We start from the raw sequence: 17,483 nt of genomic DNA, 5'->3' as shown, positions 1-17,483 counted from the left end.
GCCTTTAGCTAAAAACGTATCCTTAATCCCACTTCTGCGTATCGTCCGTTTTCTCGGTAATCATCAGGAATAGCTCCGTAATTAGACGGATACCTAATATTGTCATTAAAAAGATTGGTAATGCCAAGCCATAATTTGGCACGTTTTGTTATATCATAGATGAGTTTTAGATTTACGTTAGTATACCCTTTTAGTTTTGGGCGAGGGTCTGCTATGTAGCTGTTAGAGTCAATATTAGTCGGATTATATTTTTCTCGCCAACGTGAGCCCACGTAATTTACGCCTAAGTTTACTTCTAAAGGAATGTTGCCAAAAGAATAGGAGATAAAACCTCCACCCAGGACATTGGCTACGTATGGTCTCGGTTCGTCAAATTCGTTTTCTCCCCATTGGTAGCTGGCATAAAGATAGATATCCCAGTTGAGTCCCCGGTAACGGTAAGAAATTTCTCCACCGCTAACGCGTTCATCTCCGCCCTGGCGAAAGTGCCATCCTGGCAAATTAGAAGGGGCTCTGCGTCCAAGGACATCTTTTAACCACATGTGATACATGCTTAAACTGAGCCTTTGTCGGTGATCAGGTTTCCAGATAAAAACACTCTCGATTGAATCTAACTTTTCAGGTTTGAGGTCAGGGTTTCCTGAAACTAGAGGTTTGTGGTTGTTATAAAGTGAATTGAGGTCTGGCACGCGAAAGCCGCGTCCGTAAATGAGCTTAGTGGCAAACTTGGGGCTTAAGCGGTGTATCCAGACAATACGAGGGCTTAGCTGGCCAGAGAAGCCACTGTATTTGTCATACCGAAGCCCGAAATTAAGTTCATTTTTTTGGGAAATTTGCCACTGGTCCTGCAAAAATATGGCCCACATTTCTTCGTCTTCTTTAGGCCAGGGGTCTTTTAAGCGGGTTAATCCAGAAAGAGGGTCTAATTCTGGTAGAGTCCTGTTGGCATAAAATGATACCGAGCGGATGGCGTTTTCTAAGGTTTCTGCCCCCCAAAAAAGGCAATGATTGCCAAAATGCCGGTGAAATCTTATGCCCCATATTGTTTCGCGCAGACGTACTTTCTCAGTGGCCACTGTTGGCTGGTCAAATGCAGGTAGTGTTTCAGGGGGAGCAGGATGAAAAACGTAATATTTTCCATAGTCTAAAAAATTTTGCCGCCAATTAAGATAAAGATGGGCATCTGTCTGGAAAGGGAGCTCAAAGTCATAAGTGAACTGCCCTCCCACTTGTTCTAGTTGGCCCCTGGGGGCTTCTGTGCGAGGCAGACGGTCTGTTATGCCGTAATAACGGGAAAGGTCAACGAAAATCCTGAAAAATTTGAACCCCAAGTCTTTATGTTTGAGTCTTAGTTCTTGCCAGTTTGTTTCCTGACCGGTGTTGACTTCGCCAGGGATCCCCAGGACATCTCTAACCTTAAAAGAATCTCCGTCAGAATTACTTGCCCCTACACTGAATTGGATATCCCAGTCTCCTTTTACCAAGCCACCTGAAGCAAAGCCTCTACGAGAATCAAAGCTTCCTATGGCACCGCCGACTTCGCCACCGTTTGCCCACTTGCGGGGGATGAGATTTATCACACCGCCCATGGCATAGGAGCCGTAAACCGCAGAGGATGGGCCAAGGGATATTTCTATCCTTTCCAGGATATCTACCGGCATGGCACCAATGAAATTTAAGGCCCGCCTGGTGAGAAGGACATTTAAGGGTTGCCCGTCCCACAGAATAAGCACGCGTCTGTCAGAATAATTTCCCCTTACAATTAAGTGAAACGTGCCGTTGTTTTCTCTGATAACCTCAAGGCCAGGGACAAAGCGTAAAAGCTCAGCAATGGTGGTAGCTCCAGTACGTTCAATGCTCTGACGGTCAAAAACAATAAAAGTAGACGGGACTTCGTCGATATTCAGGCCAAACTCTAAGGCCTTTTCCGTGGCTTCCTTTAGAAAGGCTTCCAGTTCTCCAGCTGCTTTGGCAAGGGTTGTCTGAAAATCTTTGTCTGAGAGGAATTTTTGATCCGAAAAAAAAAGTTTGATCTGTTCGTTAAACGTATCTTTGGAGGACTTAGGAGAGTCGCCAGGGATTTGCCCTGCCCATATGACGCGACTAACAAAGACCAAGAAAAATAAGCCTAAAATGATAGCTCGGATCAATTTCCCCTCGCTAATACTGGGAACATTTTTAGCCGACATTCCTAAGGGATCCTTCCCATCTTTCGGAACGAAAAATGGGAACGGATCCTTAACGATGTCGGGCGTTTAATGCACCCGTTAATAACTGAGTTTTGTCAAGGCTTCAGAAATACGGGCCACACCCTTTAATATTTCTTCATCGGCACTGGCAAAGGAAATCCTTAAGCAGCGGTCATCACCAAAGGCAACTCCAGGAACCGTGGCTACTTTTGCCTCTTCAAGCAGGTACTCGCAAATGCTAAGAGAGTCTTTTATTTCCGTGCCATCAGGGGTTTTACGGCCATAGTAGGCTGAAAAGTCAATGAAGGCGTAGAAAGTTCCCATAGGTTTGGGAAGCTCAAGACCTGGAATCTTTTTGACTTCTTCGTAAAGTAAATTGGCCCGGCGTTTAAAGGCCTTACACATTTCAGCTACACAATCCTGTGGTCCCAAAAGGGCTTCAAGGGCGGCCTTCTGGGCCACAGAAGTGGCGTTTGAAGTGCTCTGGCCTTGGATGCGTGAGACCGCAGCAATGATTTCCTCGGGCCCGATGGCCCAGCCAATGCGCCAACCCGTCATGGCATAAGTCTTTGAGACCCCGTTAACCATAATAACCTGGTCTTTCAAATCGGGAGCTACGGTAAGGATGTTCTCAGGGGCCTTTCCGTCAAAACGAAGCTTATCGTAAATATCGTCTGAGATGACGATAAGACCCTTTTCTTTGCAAAGTCCTGCCAAATCCTTTAAAAAGCCGGTGCTATAAATCTGTCCGGTGGGGTTTGAAGGGCTATTTACGATGATGCCCTTGGTTTTTGGGGTACAGGCTGCTGCTATATCGGAAATATCGGGTTCAAAATTTTTTTCTTTGGTGGAGGGCACAATTACCGGCTTTGCGCCAGAGAGTTCTACAATCGGGGGATAAGAGACCCAATAGGGCGCAAGGATCAAGACCTCATCGCCTTCTTCAAAAAGGGCCTGGGCTAGGTTAAAAAGTGCCTGCTTGGCACCACAGCTTACTACCACTTGCTCGGGCTCGTATTTAAGCCCGTAATCTTTTTCCAGGCGCGCTACCACAGCTTCTCTAAGCTCAGGGATCCCTGCTACCGGGGTGTATCTGGTAAAGCCTTCTTCAATGGCTTTGATGGCAGCGGCTTTGATGTGCTCAGGGGTGTCGAAATCAGGCTCTCCAGCAGAAAGGTTAATAATGTCAATGCCTTTGGCTTTTAAGGCCTTGGCCTTGGCGTTTACCGCTAAGGTGGCTGAGGGTTTAAGTTGTTTGACCCTGGTTGCTAGTTTTTCTTTCACGGGAAGCCCTCCTTTTGGTTTGATAGACTACTTCCTTTAAAAAAAGCCCCTGTGGTGGCGCAGGTGGGGGAGCAAGGGAGCGGTCTTTGGCTTCCATTATACTTGCCAGTTCTTGGGCAGAAAGTTTACCAAGCCCCACTTGCACCAGTGCCCCTACGATATTTCTTACCATATACCGTAAAAAGCCACGCCCGGAAATCTCAAAACGAAGCATGCCCGCGACTCCAGGCACCCTTTTTAGCTCTGCGGATAAAACCGTGCGGATAGTGCTTTTGGTTTCAGTGCCAGTTTTGCGAAAGCTGGCAAAGTCTTTCTGGCCTATAAAAAGCGGCAAAACCTCGCGCATGGCCTCAAGGTCAAGCTTTTGGGGGACCCACCAGGAATAAAGTCGTACTAACGGGTTCCTGATGGGGTGATTGTAGATTTGGTAGTAGTAGGTCTTGTACTTGGCGTCGTACTGGGCGTTAAATTTGATAGGGACTTCCTCAACTTTAAATACCGAGATGTCTTTGGGAAGCAAAGCATTAAGCGCCCGGTGCAGGTCTTCAAGGGGCATTTTGCTCGTGGTCAAAAAATTGGCCACCTGACCTAAAGCATGAACTCCTGCATCAGTGCGCCCTGCCGCCCGAAGCTTTATACGATGACCTAAAAGGCGCCTTAAGGTGTCTTCTAGGACTCCCTGGATAGTGGGGCCTACTTTTTGTTTTTGCCAGCCAAGATAATTGGTGCCGTCGTAGGCAATGGTAAGCTTGATATTGCGCATGGTTAAGGAAAAAGCGGCCTGGTATCTAAAGCGAGCTCTTCTGGAAAACCTGCCATAAGGTTCATGTTTTGCACGGCCTGGCCGCTTGCTCCTTTGACGAGATTGTCAATAGCTGAGACTAAAATTACGCGCCTGGTACGCTGATCGAATTTTAAGCCGATAGCACAAAGATTTGTGCCGCGCACATGGGCGGTGTTTGGGAAGATGCCCTCAGGGAGAATTTTAACAAAAACTTCATCTGCGTAAAAATCAACAAGACAGCTTCGCAGAGTTTTTTCGTCTATGTTTTCTTTTGCCTTTGCATATATCGTGGCCAGGATGCCGCGGTTCATGGGGACAAGATGGGTCGTAAAGTTAACCTTGAGATTTTTCCTAGAAGCCTCGGAAAGGACTTGTTCTATCTCAGGGGTGTGGCGGTGGGTGGCTACGTTATAAGCGCAAAAGTCTTCGTTTACTTCGCAAAAGATAAGTCTCAGTTTGGCACTCCTTCCGGCGCCTGAGACACCGCTTTTGGCATCGATAATGATACTTTCCTCTTGAATAAGCCTGGCCTTAAGCAGGGGAATCAGGGGCAAAGTGCTTGCCGTGGGATAGCATCCAGGGTTGGCAATAAGCTTGGCTCTTTTAATTTCTTCGCGATAAATTTCGGGCAATCCGTAAACAGCCTGGGGCAAAAGCTCTGGGGCCTCGTGTGCTGTCTTATACCAGGTTTCGTAGATGCTTTGGTCTTTAAGGCGGAAGTCTGCCGAAAGGTCGATTACCTTAAGCCCTGCCTCTAAAAAGGATTTGGCTGCTTTGGCCGCCGCCCCATGGGGCACGCACAAAAAAACTAGCTCTGCCTTTTGGGCAATTTTTTCGGGAGCTGGTTCTTCAAAGATGAGCTCACCAAATTTCCCTTCAAAAGGAAATATCTCAGCGACTTTTTTCCCGGCTTCTTTGCGTGAGGTAACAGCACTTACTTCTACCTCAGGGTGTTTGGCAAGGATCCGTAGAAGTTCAAGCCCGGTATAGCCTGTGGCTCCTATGATGGCGACGTTTAACATGACAAAATAATAAAGGGGAGCAAAAGCTCCCCTGTTTGTTTTTTAGCGTTTGGAGTACTGTTGACCGCGTCTGGCACCCCGCAGCCCGTATTTTTTGCGTTCTTTTACGCGGGCATCGCGGGTAAGGAAACCAGCCTTTTTAAGGGAAGGCCTCAGTTCTTCGTTGTAAACGATAAGGGCACGCGCCACGCCATGCCTTATGGCTTCGGCCTGAGCTGATTTGCCTCCACCTTTTACCGTGCAGACTATGTCAAACTTGCCCGCAGTACCTGTGATGTTAAAAGGCTGTTCTACCACGTGGCGGGCAACTACCGTGTCAGAAAAGTATTCGTCAAAATCTTTGTTGTTAACCCTGAAATTTCCACTACCAGGGATCAGCCAAACCCTGGCAATAGCAGTCTTTCTTTTGCCGGTGGCATAAAATCTTTCGGTATTTTTAGCCATTTCTTCTCACCTCTTAAATTTCTAGGACTTTTGGTTTTTGAGCAGTATGAGGATGGCTCTCTCCGCGATAAATCTTTAGCTTTTTGAGCATTTTGCGTCCCAGGCGATTTTTCGGAAGCATTCTTTTTACCGCCAGGCGCAACACTTCTTCGGGCTTTTGCTCAAGCATTTTCTTGGCTGGCGTAAGCTTAATGCCTCCCATGTAGCCAGAGTGCCGCCAGTAAATCTTCTGGTCAAGCTTATGCCCGGTAAGTTTGATTTTGTCCGCGTTGATGACCACGATGAAATCCCCGGCATCTACGTGTGGGGTGAAATCTGGGCGATGTTTGCCCCGCAGACGCTGGGCAATTAGGCTTGCAAGACGCCCCAAGACCTTTCCTTTGGCGTCGATAACGTACCAGTTTCTTTCAACTTCTTCTTTTTTGAGCATCGGGGTCTGCGATGTAAATATTGCCATTTTTACTCCTCCATGCTAAATCGGCTCAAACTCTTTAAAAGATTGGGCCCTTTTTGTCAAGAAAGCGCCATAAAATTTAAACCCGTCTTGTAAAAATTGCAATCACTCTCCAATCTTTGGAATGCTTCCACGGGCCAGGGAAACTTTATAAACGCGGTAAAATATGGCAAGGCCTAAAGCAAGATAACATGCATTTAACAAAAAGGCCTTTTCAAGTAAGGAAATACTGAGTTCTTGTTTAAGGATTACCGCGCGCATGCCCTCAAAAACATAAGCTGCAGGAACAAAGGCCGCTATTTTCTGTAAAAAATGCGGCAGCACCTCAACCGGATAAAAGACCGCAGAAACAGGTAAAAACAGAAAAGAAAGTGCCCAGGCGAGTATCTCGGCTTCTTGGCCAAAGCGAAGGATGCAGGCCATGGTGACCAGGCCAATGGCCCAGCCCATAGCGCACAAATTCAACACGAAGAAAAGAAGCCAGAGCCCCATTTTAAAGATCGCAAAGCCGAAGCAGGCCCCAGCAATGCCAGCCATCACTAAAAAGGCTAGGCTCACCTTTATGATGCTGATACACAAAAGCCCGGCCAGGTATTCTGAAACTTTGAGGGGGGAGACAAAAAGATTTATCAAATTTCGCGCCCAAATGTCTTCAAGAAAAGAAACCGATATGCCCTGTTGGGCGCGCAAAAGGATGTTCCAGAGAATAAGTCCGCCGAGAAAAAAAGAAGCATAAGGATTTATGCCCTGGCTTTCCCTCTCCAAATAAAGCGTAATGAAACCCCAGAGAAGAAGATCAACAGTTGGCCAGTAAAATACGTCTAAAACGCGAGTGAAGCTCCGTCGGTAAAGAAAAATCTGTCTTAAAACCACAGCATAAATGCGACGAGGGTTCATAGTACGGCCTTAAAATAAAGCTCTTCGAGATTTTTACTCTTGAATTTAGCAAGGAGTTCTTCTTTGGTGCCAATGGCTTTTATTTGTCCCTTTTTTAGCATCAGGATTCGGTCGGCAAAGCGTTCTATCTCCGGGAGATTATGTGAGGTTATGATGATAGCGGTTTGCTGCTTTTTGGATAGATCCCTTAAGAGTTTGCGGGTATGTTCGGCTATTTCTGGGTCAAGACCAGCAGTGGGTTCATCAAGCAGTAAAATGCTGGGATCGTTAAGTAAAGCTTTAGCAAGAGTTAGGCGTGTCATTTGGCCGGAAGAAAGATGCCGCGTTGGTTTCTGGCGTATTTCGTAAAGCCCGAAAAGTTTGAGAAGATAAGCGATCTTTTCTTTAGCCTGGGAGACTCCGTAAAGATGGGCATAAACCAAAAGATTTTCGTAAAGGTTAAGTGATAAGGGGAGGCCTACGTAATTTGAGGCGAAATTGACTTTGGCAAGCACTTTTGAACGGTTTTGCCAGAGCTCAAGGCCAAAATAGATAATCTTTCCGGAGGAGGGGGTGATAAGGCCCAGCAGACAGTTGATGAGGGTGGTTTTCCCCGCGCCATTTGGGCCTACGATACCGAGTATTTCACCGGGGCAGAGGGTAAACGAAATGTTTTTAAGAGCCCAAAAGGAATTGAAATTTTTGCTTAGGTCTTTTACTTCGAGGATGTGTTCCATAGTGGAAAGAGTTGGATCCCGGGGGTGGACTCGAACCACCACTATGGGGGCCAAAACCCCATGTCCTGCCGATTAGACGACCCGGGATCACGTTTGGTCTTTAAAAGATAACTTAAAAGTGCCTACTTGCAAGTCTAAAGAAATACACGTGCTAACTCTTCGGCTTCTTTTTGGGCTCGCAAAAGCATATTGAGTGCTTGATCTTTGGGGATGTTAAATTGCTGCTTGGCTATTTCAGCTACAGTTTCTTTTTCAATTTCGTTTTGTTCGCGGCTGTAGCGTAGGTGGGAGGCTAAAAAGACCGCTGGTTCTACTTTGTCTTCGTGGTGGGCTGAAATGGCTTCGCTTAAATAAGCGGGAAGATCCCATTCTTCTGCCACAAGGTGTCCGATGTCCTGATGGTCATAGCCAAAGGTCTTTCTTTCAAGTTCTGTGACATCGACATCAGGGTCGGTGTTCCAAGTTTCTAACACCGGACAGTAGTTATCTTTACTGAGATGTATAATGATTGGAACAGCTACATCTTGAAGGAGTCCGGCGCTAAAGGCTTCCACGCTTGAATGAGGATGTAAGACCTGGGCGAACTTTCTGGCAAAACTTCCTCTTTTGGCGGCCGTAAGCCAAAAGAGGGTATGATCAAGGCACGGAGCATCAAAAGGGGGAAGGGCTTCTTTTACCGCTAGCGGCAAAAGGAGAGATTCCAGGCGAGCGCGCCCTAAAAGGGCTACGGCATGTTCGATATTAGTGACCTGGCGCGGGAGCCCAAAGGCTGCAGAGTTGACTGTGCGGAGGATTTTTAAGTGAAGTCCTGGGTCTGCCGCCACCCTACGGGCTATTTCCGGCACACTGGTGTGCGGGTCTCTTATGGCCTCCAGAGCTAATAAGGCTGCCTTAGGTAGATAAGGGAGTTCAAAGCCCTTTAGTTTCTTTTTCAGTTCTTCCCGGGGATTTTTCTTCCTTTTTAAAAGACCTAATAAACCCATTAATCGGCCCTCCTGGCGATACGGTTAGTAAAAATGGCCAAAAGGCCACCAAGCATGACATACCCTGTAATTACCTCACAAATAGCTATTATTTGCCCTGGCAAGGAATTGGGGATGACGTCTCCATATCCCAAAGTGGTAAGTGTGACCACACTGTAATAAAGGGGAGAGAGCGGAGTCGGGTATTTTCCGTAGTCAACTCCTACCAGGTGATACAAATAAGCAAAAAAAAGGACTTGGAACAAAATAAAAAGACACCAGCGTTTTAAGCTTCTTCCGCAATCAGAAGTAAGCCACCAGAGAAAATAAATGATTTTGGCGGTACGTCCTTGTTGGCGAAACTCTTCAAGATAATTTTCATCCATTATGTGTCGTCTGATGAGATAGGCGCCGGAAAAGTTGATATCGCGAATATCTACCCCGGTCCAGATAGCATTTTGGTAGCCCTTGAGCATACGAATGTGGGCGCCGCGCAGGTTGGCATCTTTAAAAATGGCCTTTGCTACGTTGCTGAGGTTGAGATGTGCCTCTTGTAAATTAGCGCTAGAGAAGTCCGCACCCGAAAGGTTGGCTTCTCTTATGCGGGCGCGTGAGAAGTTGGCGCATTTGGCATCGGCATATTCAAGGTTGGCTTTGGTAAAGGTTGCATGTTGGAAATTCCCATTAAAAAGCCTGGCATTTTTTAGATTAGCCAGGCCAAAACCAGCATTTTCGGCTTTTACACCCTCAAGATTTGCTCCTTCAAGGTTTGCTCCGGTGAAATCGGCGTTTGTTAAATCAGCCCCTGTAAAAATAGCGTTTTTTAAATTTGCTCGAAAAAAACGTGCGCCGGCTAGGTTTTGCCCGCTAAAATCTTTGCCGCTTAAGTCTTGCCCGCTGAAGTCTAATGTGTTCTCGTTGCCTATTTGCCTTACAGCTTCCATTTCGCCACCCTTAAAGGCGTATCGTAATTTGAGCCAAATTCTTTAAGTGGGCAGTCATTCTGGAAGAATTTTTCCGATAACGGGGTAGCGAAGGATTTTTCCGGGATCCCTTGCTTGGAACACTGATCTCAGCCTTTTGCAAAAGGCGCTAATAATACCCTAAAAGTATGATTTTTTTGTTCAACTTTGTTGACCATAGAGTTAAGTTGTGTTAACACAATTCCCATCTTAGAACGCTTTTAAGGAGAGAGCCCATGATCGAAGTCAGGCTTCATGGTCGAGGAGGTCAGGGTGCCGTCACTTCGGCAGAATTAATTGCCATTTCTGCCATTAACCAGGACAAATACGCCCAGGCCTTTCCTAGTTTTGGTCCGGAGCGTCGTGGTGCTCCGGTAATGGCGTTTGTTCGGGTTAGTGAAGAGCGCATTCACACCCGCGAAAAAGTTTATACGCCAGATATTGTAGTAGTCCTTGATCCGTCTCTTCCAACTATTGTCAATGTTACTGATGGATTGAAAGAAAATGGCTGGGTTATCTTGAATTCGCATAAAGACGAAAAAGAATTGCGCGAGATTTTGGGCGGTTACCAAGGAAAACTCGCCGTGGTTGATGCCACAAAGATTGCTATGGAAGAGCTTGGCCTTCCTATTACCAATACCACCATGTTAGGGGCCTTTCTTAAGGCAACCCACTTAGTTGACCAAAAATTTTTAGAAGAAGCCCTTGAGCACCGTTTTGGTCGGTTAGCAGAGAAGAATAAAGCAGCTATGGCCAGAGCCATTAAAGAGACAAAACTTTACACATAAGGAGTAAGAGATGGGTAAAGACCAAGGAATGATGCCCTGGAAAGAGGTTCCTTTTGGGCTCTATATTTTAGAGCCTGGTAATAGTGCAGAGTTTAAAACAGGGAACTGGCGTTCTATGAGGCCAGTGCTTGATAAAGAAAAATGTGTCAAATGTGGTACCTGCTACATTATGTGTCCCGATATGTGTTATGACCAGCGCGATGAGGAAGGCTACTATCTGGTAAACCTTTATTATTGTAAGGGCTGCGGGATATGCATGGCCACCTGTCCGAAGAATGCCATTAGCATGGTTATGGAGGAGGTATAAGTTATGTCAAAAAAGATAGCCAAAGAAGTTTCCATTGCCATTGCCGACGCCGTTAAACTGGCGCGGGCAGAAGTTATCGCTGCATACCCCATTACCCCGCAGACCCATATCGTAGAGCACCTAAGCGAATTAGTTGCCAGTGGCGAGCTTGATGCTGAATATATCACCGTTGAATCCGAGCATTCTGCGATCAGTGCGGCGACAGGGGCTGTGGCCACAGGAGCACGCACCTTTACCTCTACCGCGGCTCAAGGGCTTGCCTTGATGCACGAGATTCTTTTTATCACCTCAGCCTTAAGGCTCCCTGTGGTAATGGTGGTAGCTAACAGAGCCCTTTCTGCGCCCATTAGCATCTGGAATGACCACAGTGACATCATGGCTGAGCGGGATATCGGCTGGATCCAGGTCTTTGCCGAAAACGGTCAGGAAGCTGTTGATTTAACCATCCAGGCCTTCCGTATAGCTGAAGACCGCAACGTGATGTTTCCCATGATTGTGAACATTGACGGCTTTACCCTCTCTCACGTGATTGAGCCAATAATCTTGCCGGACCAGGAAGAAGTAGACGCCTTTTTGCCACCCTTTAAACCCAAGTATAAGCTTGATCCACGGAAACCTATCTCCATGGGTCCTGTGGGGATCCCTGAAATTTATTTTGAAGCCAAAAAAGCTCAGGACGAAGCCTTTAAAAACACTCCGCGGGTGATTAAGCGGGTGTGGAAGGATTGGGCCAATCGTTTTGGCCGGGAATATAATGCCGTAGAGACATATCGCATGGAAGATGCTGAAGTTGCCCTTTTGATAATGGGTAGCCTTGCTGAAACTGCTATGACAGCTATTGATAAGATGCGCGATGAAGGCAAGAAGGTTGGGCTGGTGCGCATAAGGCTTTGGCGGCCGTTTCCTGTGCAGGAATTTCGCAAGGCTGTATCTGGGGTCAAAGTATTAGGAGTTATTGACCGAGCGCTTACTCCTGGCGCAGTGGGTGGCCCAGTTGGCACGGAAGTCAAAGGCGCCCTTTATAATGCTGCCAGGCGTCCCCGGGTAGTTAACTTCATTGCAGGCCTTGGTGGCCGCGATGTCACGGTTGAGGATTTTGAAGAAATGGCCGAAAGAGCCGCTTTTTATATGAAAAAGCGGCCTAAAGAAGCTTACGAAATGATAGGGGTGCGGGAATCATGATACCAGAATTCACAAAATTCAAAGGTTTCTCTATTAAAAATTTGCCTGAGGTGGAGCCTATTGCTCCAGGACACAGGGCTTGTCAGGGATGTGGTGAGATTTTGGCCTTGCGTATGGCCATGAAGGCCTTAGGCACAGACGTCATAGTCTGCAATGCCACTGGTTGTATGGAGATCGTCACTTCTCCTTTTCCTCATACTTCTTGGCGCGTCCCGTGGATACATATTGCCTTTGAAAACACGGCCGCAGTTGCCTCCGGGGTAGAAGCGGCTTTAAAGGTCCTCAAACGCCGCGGGCGTTTTCCAAAGAGCCGCCATGTAGACGTCATCGCGGTGGCAGGTGACGGGGGCACCGCAGATATTGGGCTTCAGGCGCTTTCTGGAGCCCTAGAACGCGGTCATGATTTCGTTTATATCTGCCTTGACAACGAAGCTTATATGAACACAGGAGTCCAGCGCTCAAGTTGTACTCCCTTTGGCGCTATGACCACCACCAGCCCTCCAGGAGAAAGAAGTTTTGGCCAGATGACTTGGAAAAAGAACGTCCCTCAGATAGCGGTGGCGCACGGTATTCCCTATGTTGCTACGGCTAGTCCGGCCTTTTTCCTTGACCTCATGAATAAGGTCAAAAAAGCTGCGCTGGTAAAAGGCCCCGCTTATGTGCATATTTATTCTCCGTGTCCAACTGGCTGGGGTACTCGCGGCGAAGATTCCATCAAACTTGCACGTCTTGCAGTAGATACCAAGATATTCCCTCTTTATGAGGTGATCGAAGGAAAATACTACATTACGCGCAAGATTACCAAACCTAAGCCGGTAGAGGAGTATCTAAAGGCCCAGCGCCGTTTCAGACACCTAACCCCTGAGATTATTGCGGAGATTCAAAGAAAAGTTGACGCTGATTACGAAAGGCTTTTGAAGCTTGCTGAGCTTTAGCTACTAACAGAGGGCGGTTTTTCCGCCCTTTGTTTTCTATTGCTGGGAGCATTTTTTTATCCGATATTATACTGACGATTTCGGAAGAATAAGACACTAACCAAAAAAGGGCTTGACAGTAATAAATTAGCTCGTTATTTAATTAAAGCGCATGCGGGAGTAGCTCAGTTGGTAGAGCGCCACCTTGCCAAGGTGGATGTCGCGGGTTCAAGTCCCGTCTCCCGCTCCACTAATCCTCGATTATCTTGCGGAAACGTAAGGCATCGTCTCTCATATAAACGTTGTTGAAAAGAAGGCATATCTTTTGTGCTTTGGCCGCAAAAACCCAGTCTTTGAGTTTCAGGAGTTCTTCATCAGAGTAGCGGTGTTTGTAGTTTATTTTACCGGTCTTGTCTTTTTTCCCGTGTAGTCTGAGATAAAGAAAAGAAAGCTTAGGGAAAAATGATTCCCGCAAATCGTTTGCGAGGAACGGATCAAACACAGGGACGATTTGGATGTTTTGCCACAAGTCTTCAAGTAGTCTTTGGTCTTGCCAACGAATTTCAAGGCCAATCCTTGCGGGCAAAACATCGCGGGCCTTTGCCAAAAAATTGGCGAAATGCTCTTTTTCCTCACGACAAAAAGAAGGTAGCTGAAATAGGACAAAGTCTATACCAAGTTCTGTGCAGAGTTCTTTTGTTCTTTCAAGAAAGGTAAGGGTGAGTTCATTTAATTTGAGGCAACCAATTTTATCCTTTTCTTTTTTTAGATCTTCTAATTTGAATTCTGAACGTTTCCAGGTGGGAGAGCGCAAAGGGTGCGTAAATATCTGATGGGCTTTTAATGAAAGATATGCTCCCTTTTCTTTGCCAGCCTTTAAATGAGTTTTCCAATTCCTAATTTGTTTTTGAGAAGGGAAACGATAAAAAGTCGCGTTTATTTCCAGGGCAGAGTAGTGATCGAAAAATTTTTTCAAACTTATTACCTGTCCACACGTACCCACGTAGATTTTTTTCATAAATTTGACCCTCCTGTAATTTGCCTGTCCCTTTTATTTGGTTAAGATAAGTCGTTGATGCGAGCAGTCATCCAGCGTGTCAAAGAAGCCGCAGTTTCAGTAAATGGTGAGGAGATCTCCAGAATCGGGCAGGGTTTTCTTGTTTTGCTCGGGGTCTCAAAAGAAGACACTACCAAAGACGTAAGCTATTTGGCACGAAAGATTGTAGGGCTTCGGGTTTTTGAAGACCAAGCTGGTAAGCTGAATCTTTCCTTGAAGGATGTAGAAGGCGAGGTGCTTTTGGTTTCAAACTTCACGCTTTATGGTGATTGCCGCAAAGGAAATCGGCCCTCTTTTGATAAGGCCGCTCTTCCTGAGCAGGCAGAAAAACTATACCTAGAACTTGCCGAAGAACTCATGTCTTACGGCATTCCGGTTAAAACGGGCAAATTTCGCGCTATGATGGAAATATCGCTGATAAATGACGGCCCGGTAACGCTTCTGCTTGACAGCAAAAAGGTATTTTGAGATGGAATTTAAGCCTTCACAAAAAAATTTTCTCCACGTAAAAGTCTCTCGTGACACCCAAATCAACTGGAAACAATTTGTTACAGATACTCTGCTTGGTGTATATGAAGACGAAGACAAGACGGTTCTTGTTTTTCAAACAGAAGATATTAACAAGACCCTGCGCGAGATACTTGATTTTGCCCCTCAAGCAGATATTCAGGAAACAGGTCTTTATCCCTCTCCTGGACCTATCTCTGGTTACCGGATTATCTATACGCCTGAGATAGCGGTTGTTTCCCCGGGAAAAGACGTCGTCCCAGGCAAAGGAGATCTTATTATCAGGGCGGATCTTTCTTTTGGAAGTGGTTTTCACCCCACCACCTCTCTTTCAATTGTTCTTCTTAACGAAGTCTTGAAGGAAAGGCAAATGCCTCGTGTTTTTGATCTCGGCACAGGAAGCGGCGTGCTTGCCCTTTGTGCCGCAAAGCTTGGGGCGCAAAAGATAATTGCCGCAGATATTGACTGGCGGGCGTGCCTTGAGGCCAAGGCCAATGTATTTGCAAATGGCTATAGCAAAAAAATCCTTGTCATGTGTGGCTCCTTTGACGCTGTGAAACCCAAATGCTTTGATCTTTTGCTCGCCAACTTAACCATTGGAACGATTTTGACTATTGGCAAGGATTTTCCCGAGCTCCTTGCCCCAGGCGGAGAGATGATCCTTTCCGGCTTTACCGAAGGCCAAATTGAAGAAGTAATGTCTCTTTTTCCTCAAGCAACTTTGCGTGATAAAAGAACCGAAGAAGGCTGGGCTGCCATCAGGCTTGCCCTTTAGGTTTGAAACTTCGGCGTGCTACCAAAATAAGAGTAATAGCCACCCTTAAATTGCAAACTATCGCTAAAATCCAGAATAATTCCCGTATAAGCCCTAGAAATACCATTACCATGATAAAAAAGACCCTTTCGTCTCGTTTCCCTGGTAGATTGCGTAAAAAGGGGATGTCCTGGTAAATATCTCTTCCAAAGGCCCCCTTGTAGCGTTCGGCAACGTAGCTCACCATAAAAGAGCCAAAAATTGCCATGAGCCCAAAGGCTTTGTCCCACAAGGGTTCTGGTTGCCATATCAAAAAGAGCCCGGCAAGAAAGAAAAAATCCACAAAACGATCAAGTACAGAGTCAAGCCAGCCACCAAAGGGGCTTGTGCGCAAAGAAGCTCGGGCTATTTCACCATCCATCCCATCGAGCATGGAGCTTAACTGGTAAAGAAAGGCTGCCCACCGTGGGCTTACAAAGAGCATAGCTGCGGCGAAAATACCAAGCAGTGTGGTTAGCACCGTGGCCTGATTGGGGGTAAGAAAATGGCATACCTTTGCGCTAACCCAGGTAGAAACTTTGCGATTAAGATGACGGGAGATAAATCCGTCGCCAGCACCCTTTGGAGCAAGGCGAATTAACTCTTCGGTGGCGCGCTTTAAGTCCTCAGGGGTGTCCACGTCCATCCAGAAAAAGCCGGAAAGGATGCTGCAGGGAATTTTTGCCTGACACATTATTTCAGAAAGAGAAATCTCTTCTTTGTGGTCAATGAGCTTTTCTGCGGCGGTAAAAACGTCTTTTTCCAGGATGAAAAAGCCTGTGTCAAAGCCAGTAAAATTAGTAAGGTCTTTCCCAAGAGATATAACGCGTCCGTTTTGGCAAAGGGCCTTGGTAGCTTCTTCTGGATTTATGAAAAGCCCTTTTTCGTCAACTATAAGGCCCCTTTTTTTAATGGCATGTTTTATAAAAGCGGGTTCGTATATGTGATCTCCCATGGTAAGCACAAAACGTCCTGAAACATAATTTTTGGCAAGATAAAATGAGTAGCCGTTTCCCCGTTCTGGGATAGGGTTTTCAACCAGAATAATGTTGAACTGCTTGTTTTTTTGAGCAAATTCTTCGTAATATTTTCGGTGGGCTGGGTTTATAATTATTATGAAATCTTGGATTCCTTCCTGGTTTAGGAGATAAATATGACGGAAAAGGATTTCCCTGCCAGCCACTTTGAGCAGTGGCTTGGGATAGTTTTTCGTATAGGGCCTGAGCCTTGTGCCAAGGCCAGCGGCAAGTATTACCCCTTGCATAGAAGATCCCTCCCGGAGTAAACCTTGAGCGAATTAAATATAAGCACTAATTCCTGCGGGCCAATTGTTTCTTTTCATCCCCTGGTGAAAGGGGATTTTAATTTCTGGGCGCACACCGCGGTAACAGAAGAAGTTTTGGCGGCCTTAGGCCAGGCAAAGGTTGTCATCTGGCCGCAGGTGTTCACCAAAGAGCTTTACTTTTACTCCCAAAATATCGGCCTTTTACTTTTCCCTGACTACCGAGTGCGTTTCATGTTTCCAGGCAAAGGGGGGCAGTTTCTACTTTTTAAGGCCCTTGGGCTTCCTTGCCCTAAGACTATCTATGTCCCCAAAATCGCAGCCTTTGGACCACATCCTGCTACGGCTAAGATAGATTTGCCGGCGTTTCCTTTCGTGCTTAAGAGCGATGCCGAACACGAAGGAAGAGGCGTTTTCCTCGTAAGAGATGATAGAGATTTCAATAATGGGCTTTCTTATATCAAATGCCGCGAAAGAGAAGGCTCTTTTGGGTTTTTAATTCAAGAATACATTGCTTCGCCTTATGATCTCCGCGTAGTTGTTTTTGGAAAAAACTTTTATCCCTTCTGGCGGGCGTGTGAAGACGATTTCAGGACGAACCTTGTCCAGGGGGGGAGAAAAATTCCGTGCCCTGACGCAAACTTAGAAGAAAAGGCCCTGCAAATAACAGCGATTCTTTGTGAAAAAACCGGCACAAACCTTGCGGCCATAGATTTTTTAATAGATGAGCGCCGAGGTCCCCTTTTAAACGAGATCAATTTTGTTTTCGGGCGCAGACTTCTGGGCCAAAAATACGAAGAATTCTTTTTTAAGGCGGTAAAGGAATTTTTGGCTGATTTATCTTAGTAGACTTTACAGAATACCTTAATTGAAGCCCGTTCCAGGATCTCTTAAATACAAGGTAACCAAATTTCAAAACATGTTCCTTTTCCTTCGGTG

19 protein-coding genes and 2 tRNA genes are annotated in these 17,483 nt (G+C 46.2%); 8 read left to right on the top strand and 13 right to left on the bottom strand.

The genetic code is table 11. The features are described from left to right. Positions 1-8: 8 nt before the first annotated feature. From H528_RS0102290 to H528_RS13920, 11 genes are all read right to left on the bottom strand, one after another. Positions 9-2,150, bottom strand: coding sequence for a TonB-dependent receptor (locus tag H528_RS0102290; RefSeq protein WP_169352761.1), 2,142 nt, complete (start codon positions 2,148-2,150; stop codon positions 9-11). Positions 2,151-2,267: 117 nt separating this feature from the next. Further along, the gene (locus H528_RS0102285) at positions 2,268-3,473 is read right to left on the bottom strand and encodes a pyridoxal phosphate-dependent aminotransferase (RefSeq protein WP_022852732.1); all 1,206 of its coding nucleotides are present in this window, start codon (positions 3,471-3,473) and stop codon (positions 2,268-2,270) included. Continuing rightward, the gene (truA, locus tag H528_RS12310) at positions 3,436-4,236 is read right to left on the bottom strand and encodes a tRNA pseudouridine(38-40) synthase TruA (RefSeq protein ID WP_022852731.1); all 801 of its coding nucleotides are present in this window, start codon (positions 4,234-4,236) and stop codon (positions 3,436-3,438) included. The genes H528_RS0102285 and truA overlap by 38 nt, the downstream gene beginning before the upstream one ends. Positions 4,237-4,238: 2 nt before the next feature. After that, positions 4,239-5,279 (bottom strand): N-acetyl-gamma-glutamyl-phosphate reductase, encoded by a 1,041-nt coding sequence (gene argC / locus H528_RS0102275; protein ID WP_022852730.1) that lies wholly within the window; start codon positions 5,277-5,279, stop codon positions 4,239-4,241. A gap of 42 nt (positions 5,280-5,321) precedes the next feature. Beyond that, the gene (gene rpsI / locus H528_RS0102270) at positions 5,322-5,723 is read right to left on the bottom strand and encodes a 30S ribosomal protein S9 (protein ID WP_022852729.1); all 402 of its coding nucleotides are present in this window, start codon (positions 5,721-5,723) and stop codon (positions 5,322-5,324) included. Positions 5,724-5,736: 13 nt separating this feature from the next. After that, positions 5,737-6,180, bottom strand: a complete 444-nt coding sequence (rplM, locus tag H528_RS0102265; RefSeq protein ID WP_028845732.1) for a 50S ribosomal protein L13 — start codon at positions 6,178-6,180, stop codon at positions 5,737-5,739. Positions 6,181-6,282: 102 nt separating this feature from the next. Next, positions 6,283-7,074, bottom strand: coding sequence for an ABC transporter permease (locus H528_RS0102255; RefSeq protein ID WP_022852727.1), 792 nt, complete (start codon positions 7,072-7,074; stop codon positions 6,283-6,285). Further along, positions 7,071-7,790 carry an ABC transporter ATP-binding protein gene (locus H528_RS0102250; RefSeq protein ID WP_028845731.1) on the bottom strand — a complete coding sequence of 240 codons (720 nt, stop codon included), beginning with the start codon at positions 7,788-7,790 and terminating at the stop codon, positions 7,071-7,073. Before H528_RS0102250 ends, H528_RS0102255 begins: the two co-directional genes overlap by 4 nt. Positions 7,791-7,802: 12 nt before the next feature. Further along, positions 7,803-7,877, bottom strand: a tRNA-Gln gene (locus tag H528_RS0102245). Positions 7,878-7,924: 47 nt separating this feature from the next. Continuing rightward, positions 7,925-8,773: an HDOD domain-containing protein gene (locus H528_RS0102240; RefSeq protein WP_022852726.1), complete on the bottom strand. Its 849-nt coding sequence runs from the start codon at positions 8,771-8,773 to the stop codon at positions 7,925-7,927. Further along, the gene (locus H528_RS13920; protein ID WP_022852725.1) at positions 8,773-9,696 is read right to left on the bottom strand and encodes a pentapeptide repeat-containing protein; all 924 of its coding nucleotides are present in this window, start codon (positions 9,694-9,696) and stop codon (positions 8,773-8,775) included. The genes H528_RS0102240 and H528_RS13920 overlap by 1 nt, the downstream gene beginning before the upstream one ends. A gap of 254 nt (positions 9,697-9,950) precedes the next feature. Between H528_RS13920 and H528_RS0102230 the strand changes: the two genes are divergently transcribed. The 5 genes from H528_RS0102230 (at position 9,951) to H528_RS0102210 (ending at position 13,155) form a co-directional block, all read left to right on the top strand. Then, entirely contained in the window at positions 9,951-10,502 is a 552-nt protein-coding gene (locus tag H528_RS0102230; protein WP_022852724.1) for a 2-oxoacid:acceptor oxidoreductase family protein, read from the top strand. A gap of 10 nt (positions 10,503-10,512) precedes the next feature. Further along, entirely contained in the window at positions 10,513-10,809 is a 297-nt protein-coding gene (locus H528_RS0102225) for a 4Fe-4S binding protein (protein ID WP_022852723.1), read from the top strand. A 3-nt stretch (positions 10,810-10,812) separates the two neighbouring features. After that, entirely contained in the window at positions 10,813-11,991 is a 1,179-nt protein-coding gene (gene porA, locus H528_RS0102220; protein ID WP_022852722.1) for a 2-ketoisovalerate ferredoxin oxidoreductase subunit alpha, read from the top strand. Further along, positions 11,988-12,926 (top strand): pyruvate synthase subunit PorB, encoded by a 939-nt coding sequence (porB, locus tag H528_RS0102215; protein ID WP_022852721.1) that lies wholly within the window; start codon positions 11,988-11,990, stop codon positions 12,924-12,926. The genes porA and porB overlap by 4 nt, the downstream gene beginning before the upstream one ends. Positions 12,927-13,079: 153 nt before the next feature. After that, positions 13,080-13,155, top strand: a tRNA-Gly gene (locus H528_RS0102210). On the opposite strand, the gene H528_RS0102205 is transcribed toward H528_RS0102210, so the two are convergent. After that, the gene (locus H528_RS0102205; RefSeq protein WP_022852720.1) at positions 13,156-13,923 is read right to left on the bottom strand and encodes a DUF72 domain-containing protein; all 768 of its coding nucleotides are present in this window, start codon (positions 13,921-13,923) and stop codon (positions 13,156-13,158) included. A 57-nt stretch (positions 13,924-13,980) separates the two neighbouring features. Between H528_RS0102205 and dtd the strand changes: the two genes are divergently transcribed. Beyond that, the gene (gene dtd, locus H528_RS0102200; RefSeq protein WP_022852719.1) at positions 13,981-14,430 is read left to right on the top strand and encodes a D-aminoacyl-tRNA deacylase; all 450 of its coding nucleotides are present in this window, start codon (positions 13,981-13,983) and stop codon (positions 14,428-14,430) included. 1 nt (position 14,431) lies between these two features. Continuing rightward, the gene (locus tag H528_RS0102195; RefSeq protein WP_022852718.1) at positions 14,432-15,244 is read left to right on the top strand and encodes a 50S ribosomal protein L11 methyltransferase; all 813 of its coding nucleotides are present in this window, start codon (positions 14,432-14,434) and stop codon (positions 15,242-15,244) included. Here the strand turns inward: H528_RS0102195 and H528_RS0102190 are convergent. Then, complete coding sequence (locus H528_RS0102190; RefSeq protein WP_022852717.1) at positions 15,228-16,526, bottom strand: bifunctional L-myo-inositol-1-phosphate cytidylyltransferase/CDP-L-myo-inositol myo-inositolphosphotransferase; 1,299 nt, start codon at positions 16,524-16,526, stop codon at positions 15,228-15,230. The genes H528_RS0102195 and H528_RS0102190 overlap by 17 nt on opposite strands. 24 nt (positions 16,527-16,550) lie before the next feature. Between H528_RS0102190 and H528_RS0102185 the strand changes: the two genes are divergently transcribed. After that, positions 16,551-17,390, top strand: coding sequence for an ATP-grasp domain-containing protein (locus H528_RS0102185; RefSeq protein WP_022852716.1), 840 nt, complete (start codon positions 16,551-16,553; stop codon positions 17,388-17,390). Positions 17,391-17,483: the final 93 nt, after the last annotated feature.

It is taken from the genome of Thermodesulfatator atlanticus DSM 21156 (genome assembly GCF_000421585.1).
Classification (GTDB): Bacteria; Desulfobacterota; Thermodesulfobacteria; order Thermodesulfobacteriales; family Thermodesulfatatoraceae; genus Thermodesulfatator; species Thermodesulfatator atlanticus.
This window is presented reverse-complemented; position numbering and strand designations above follow the sequence as displayed.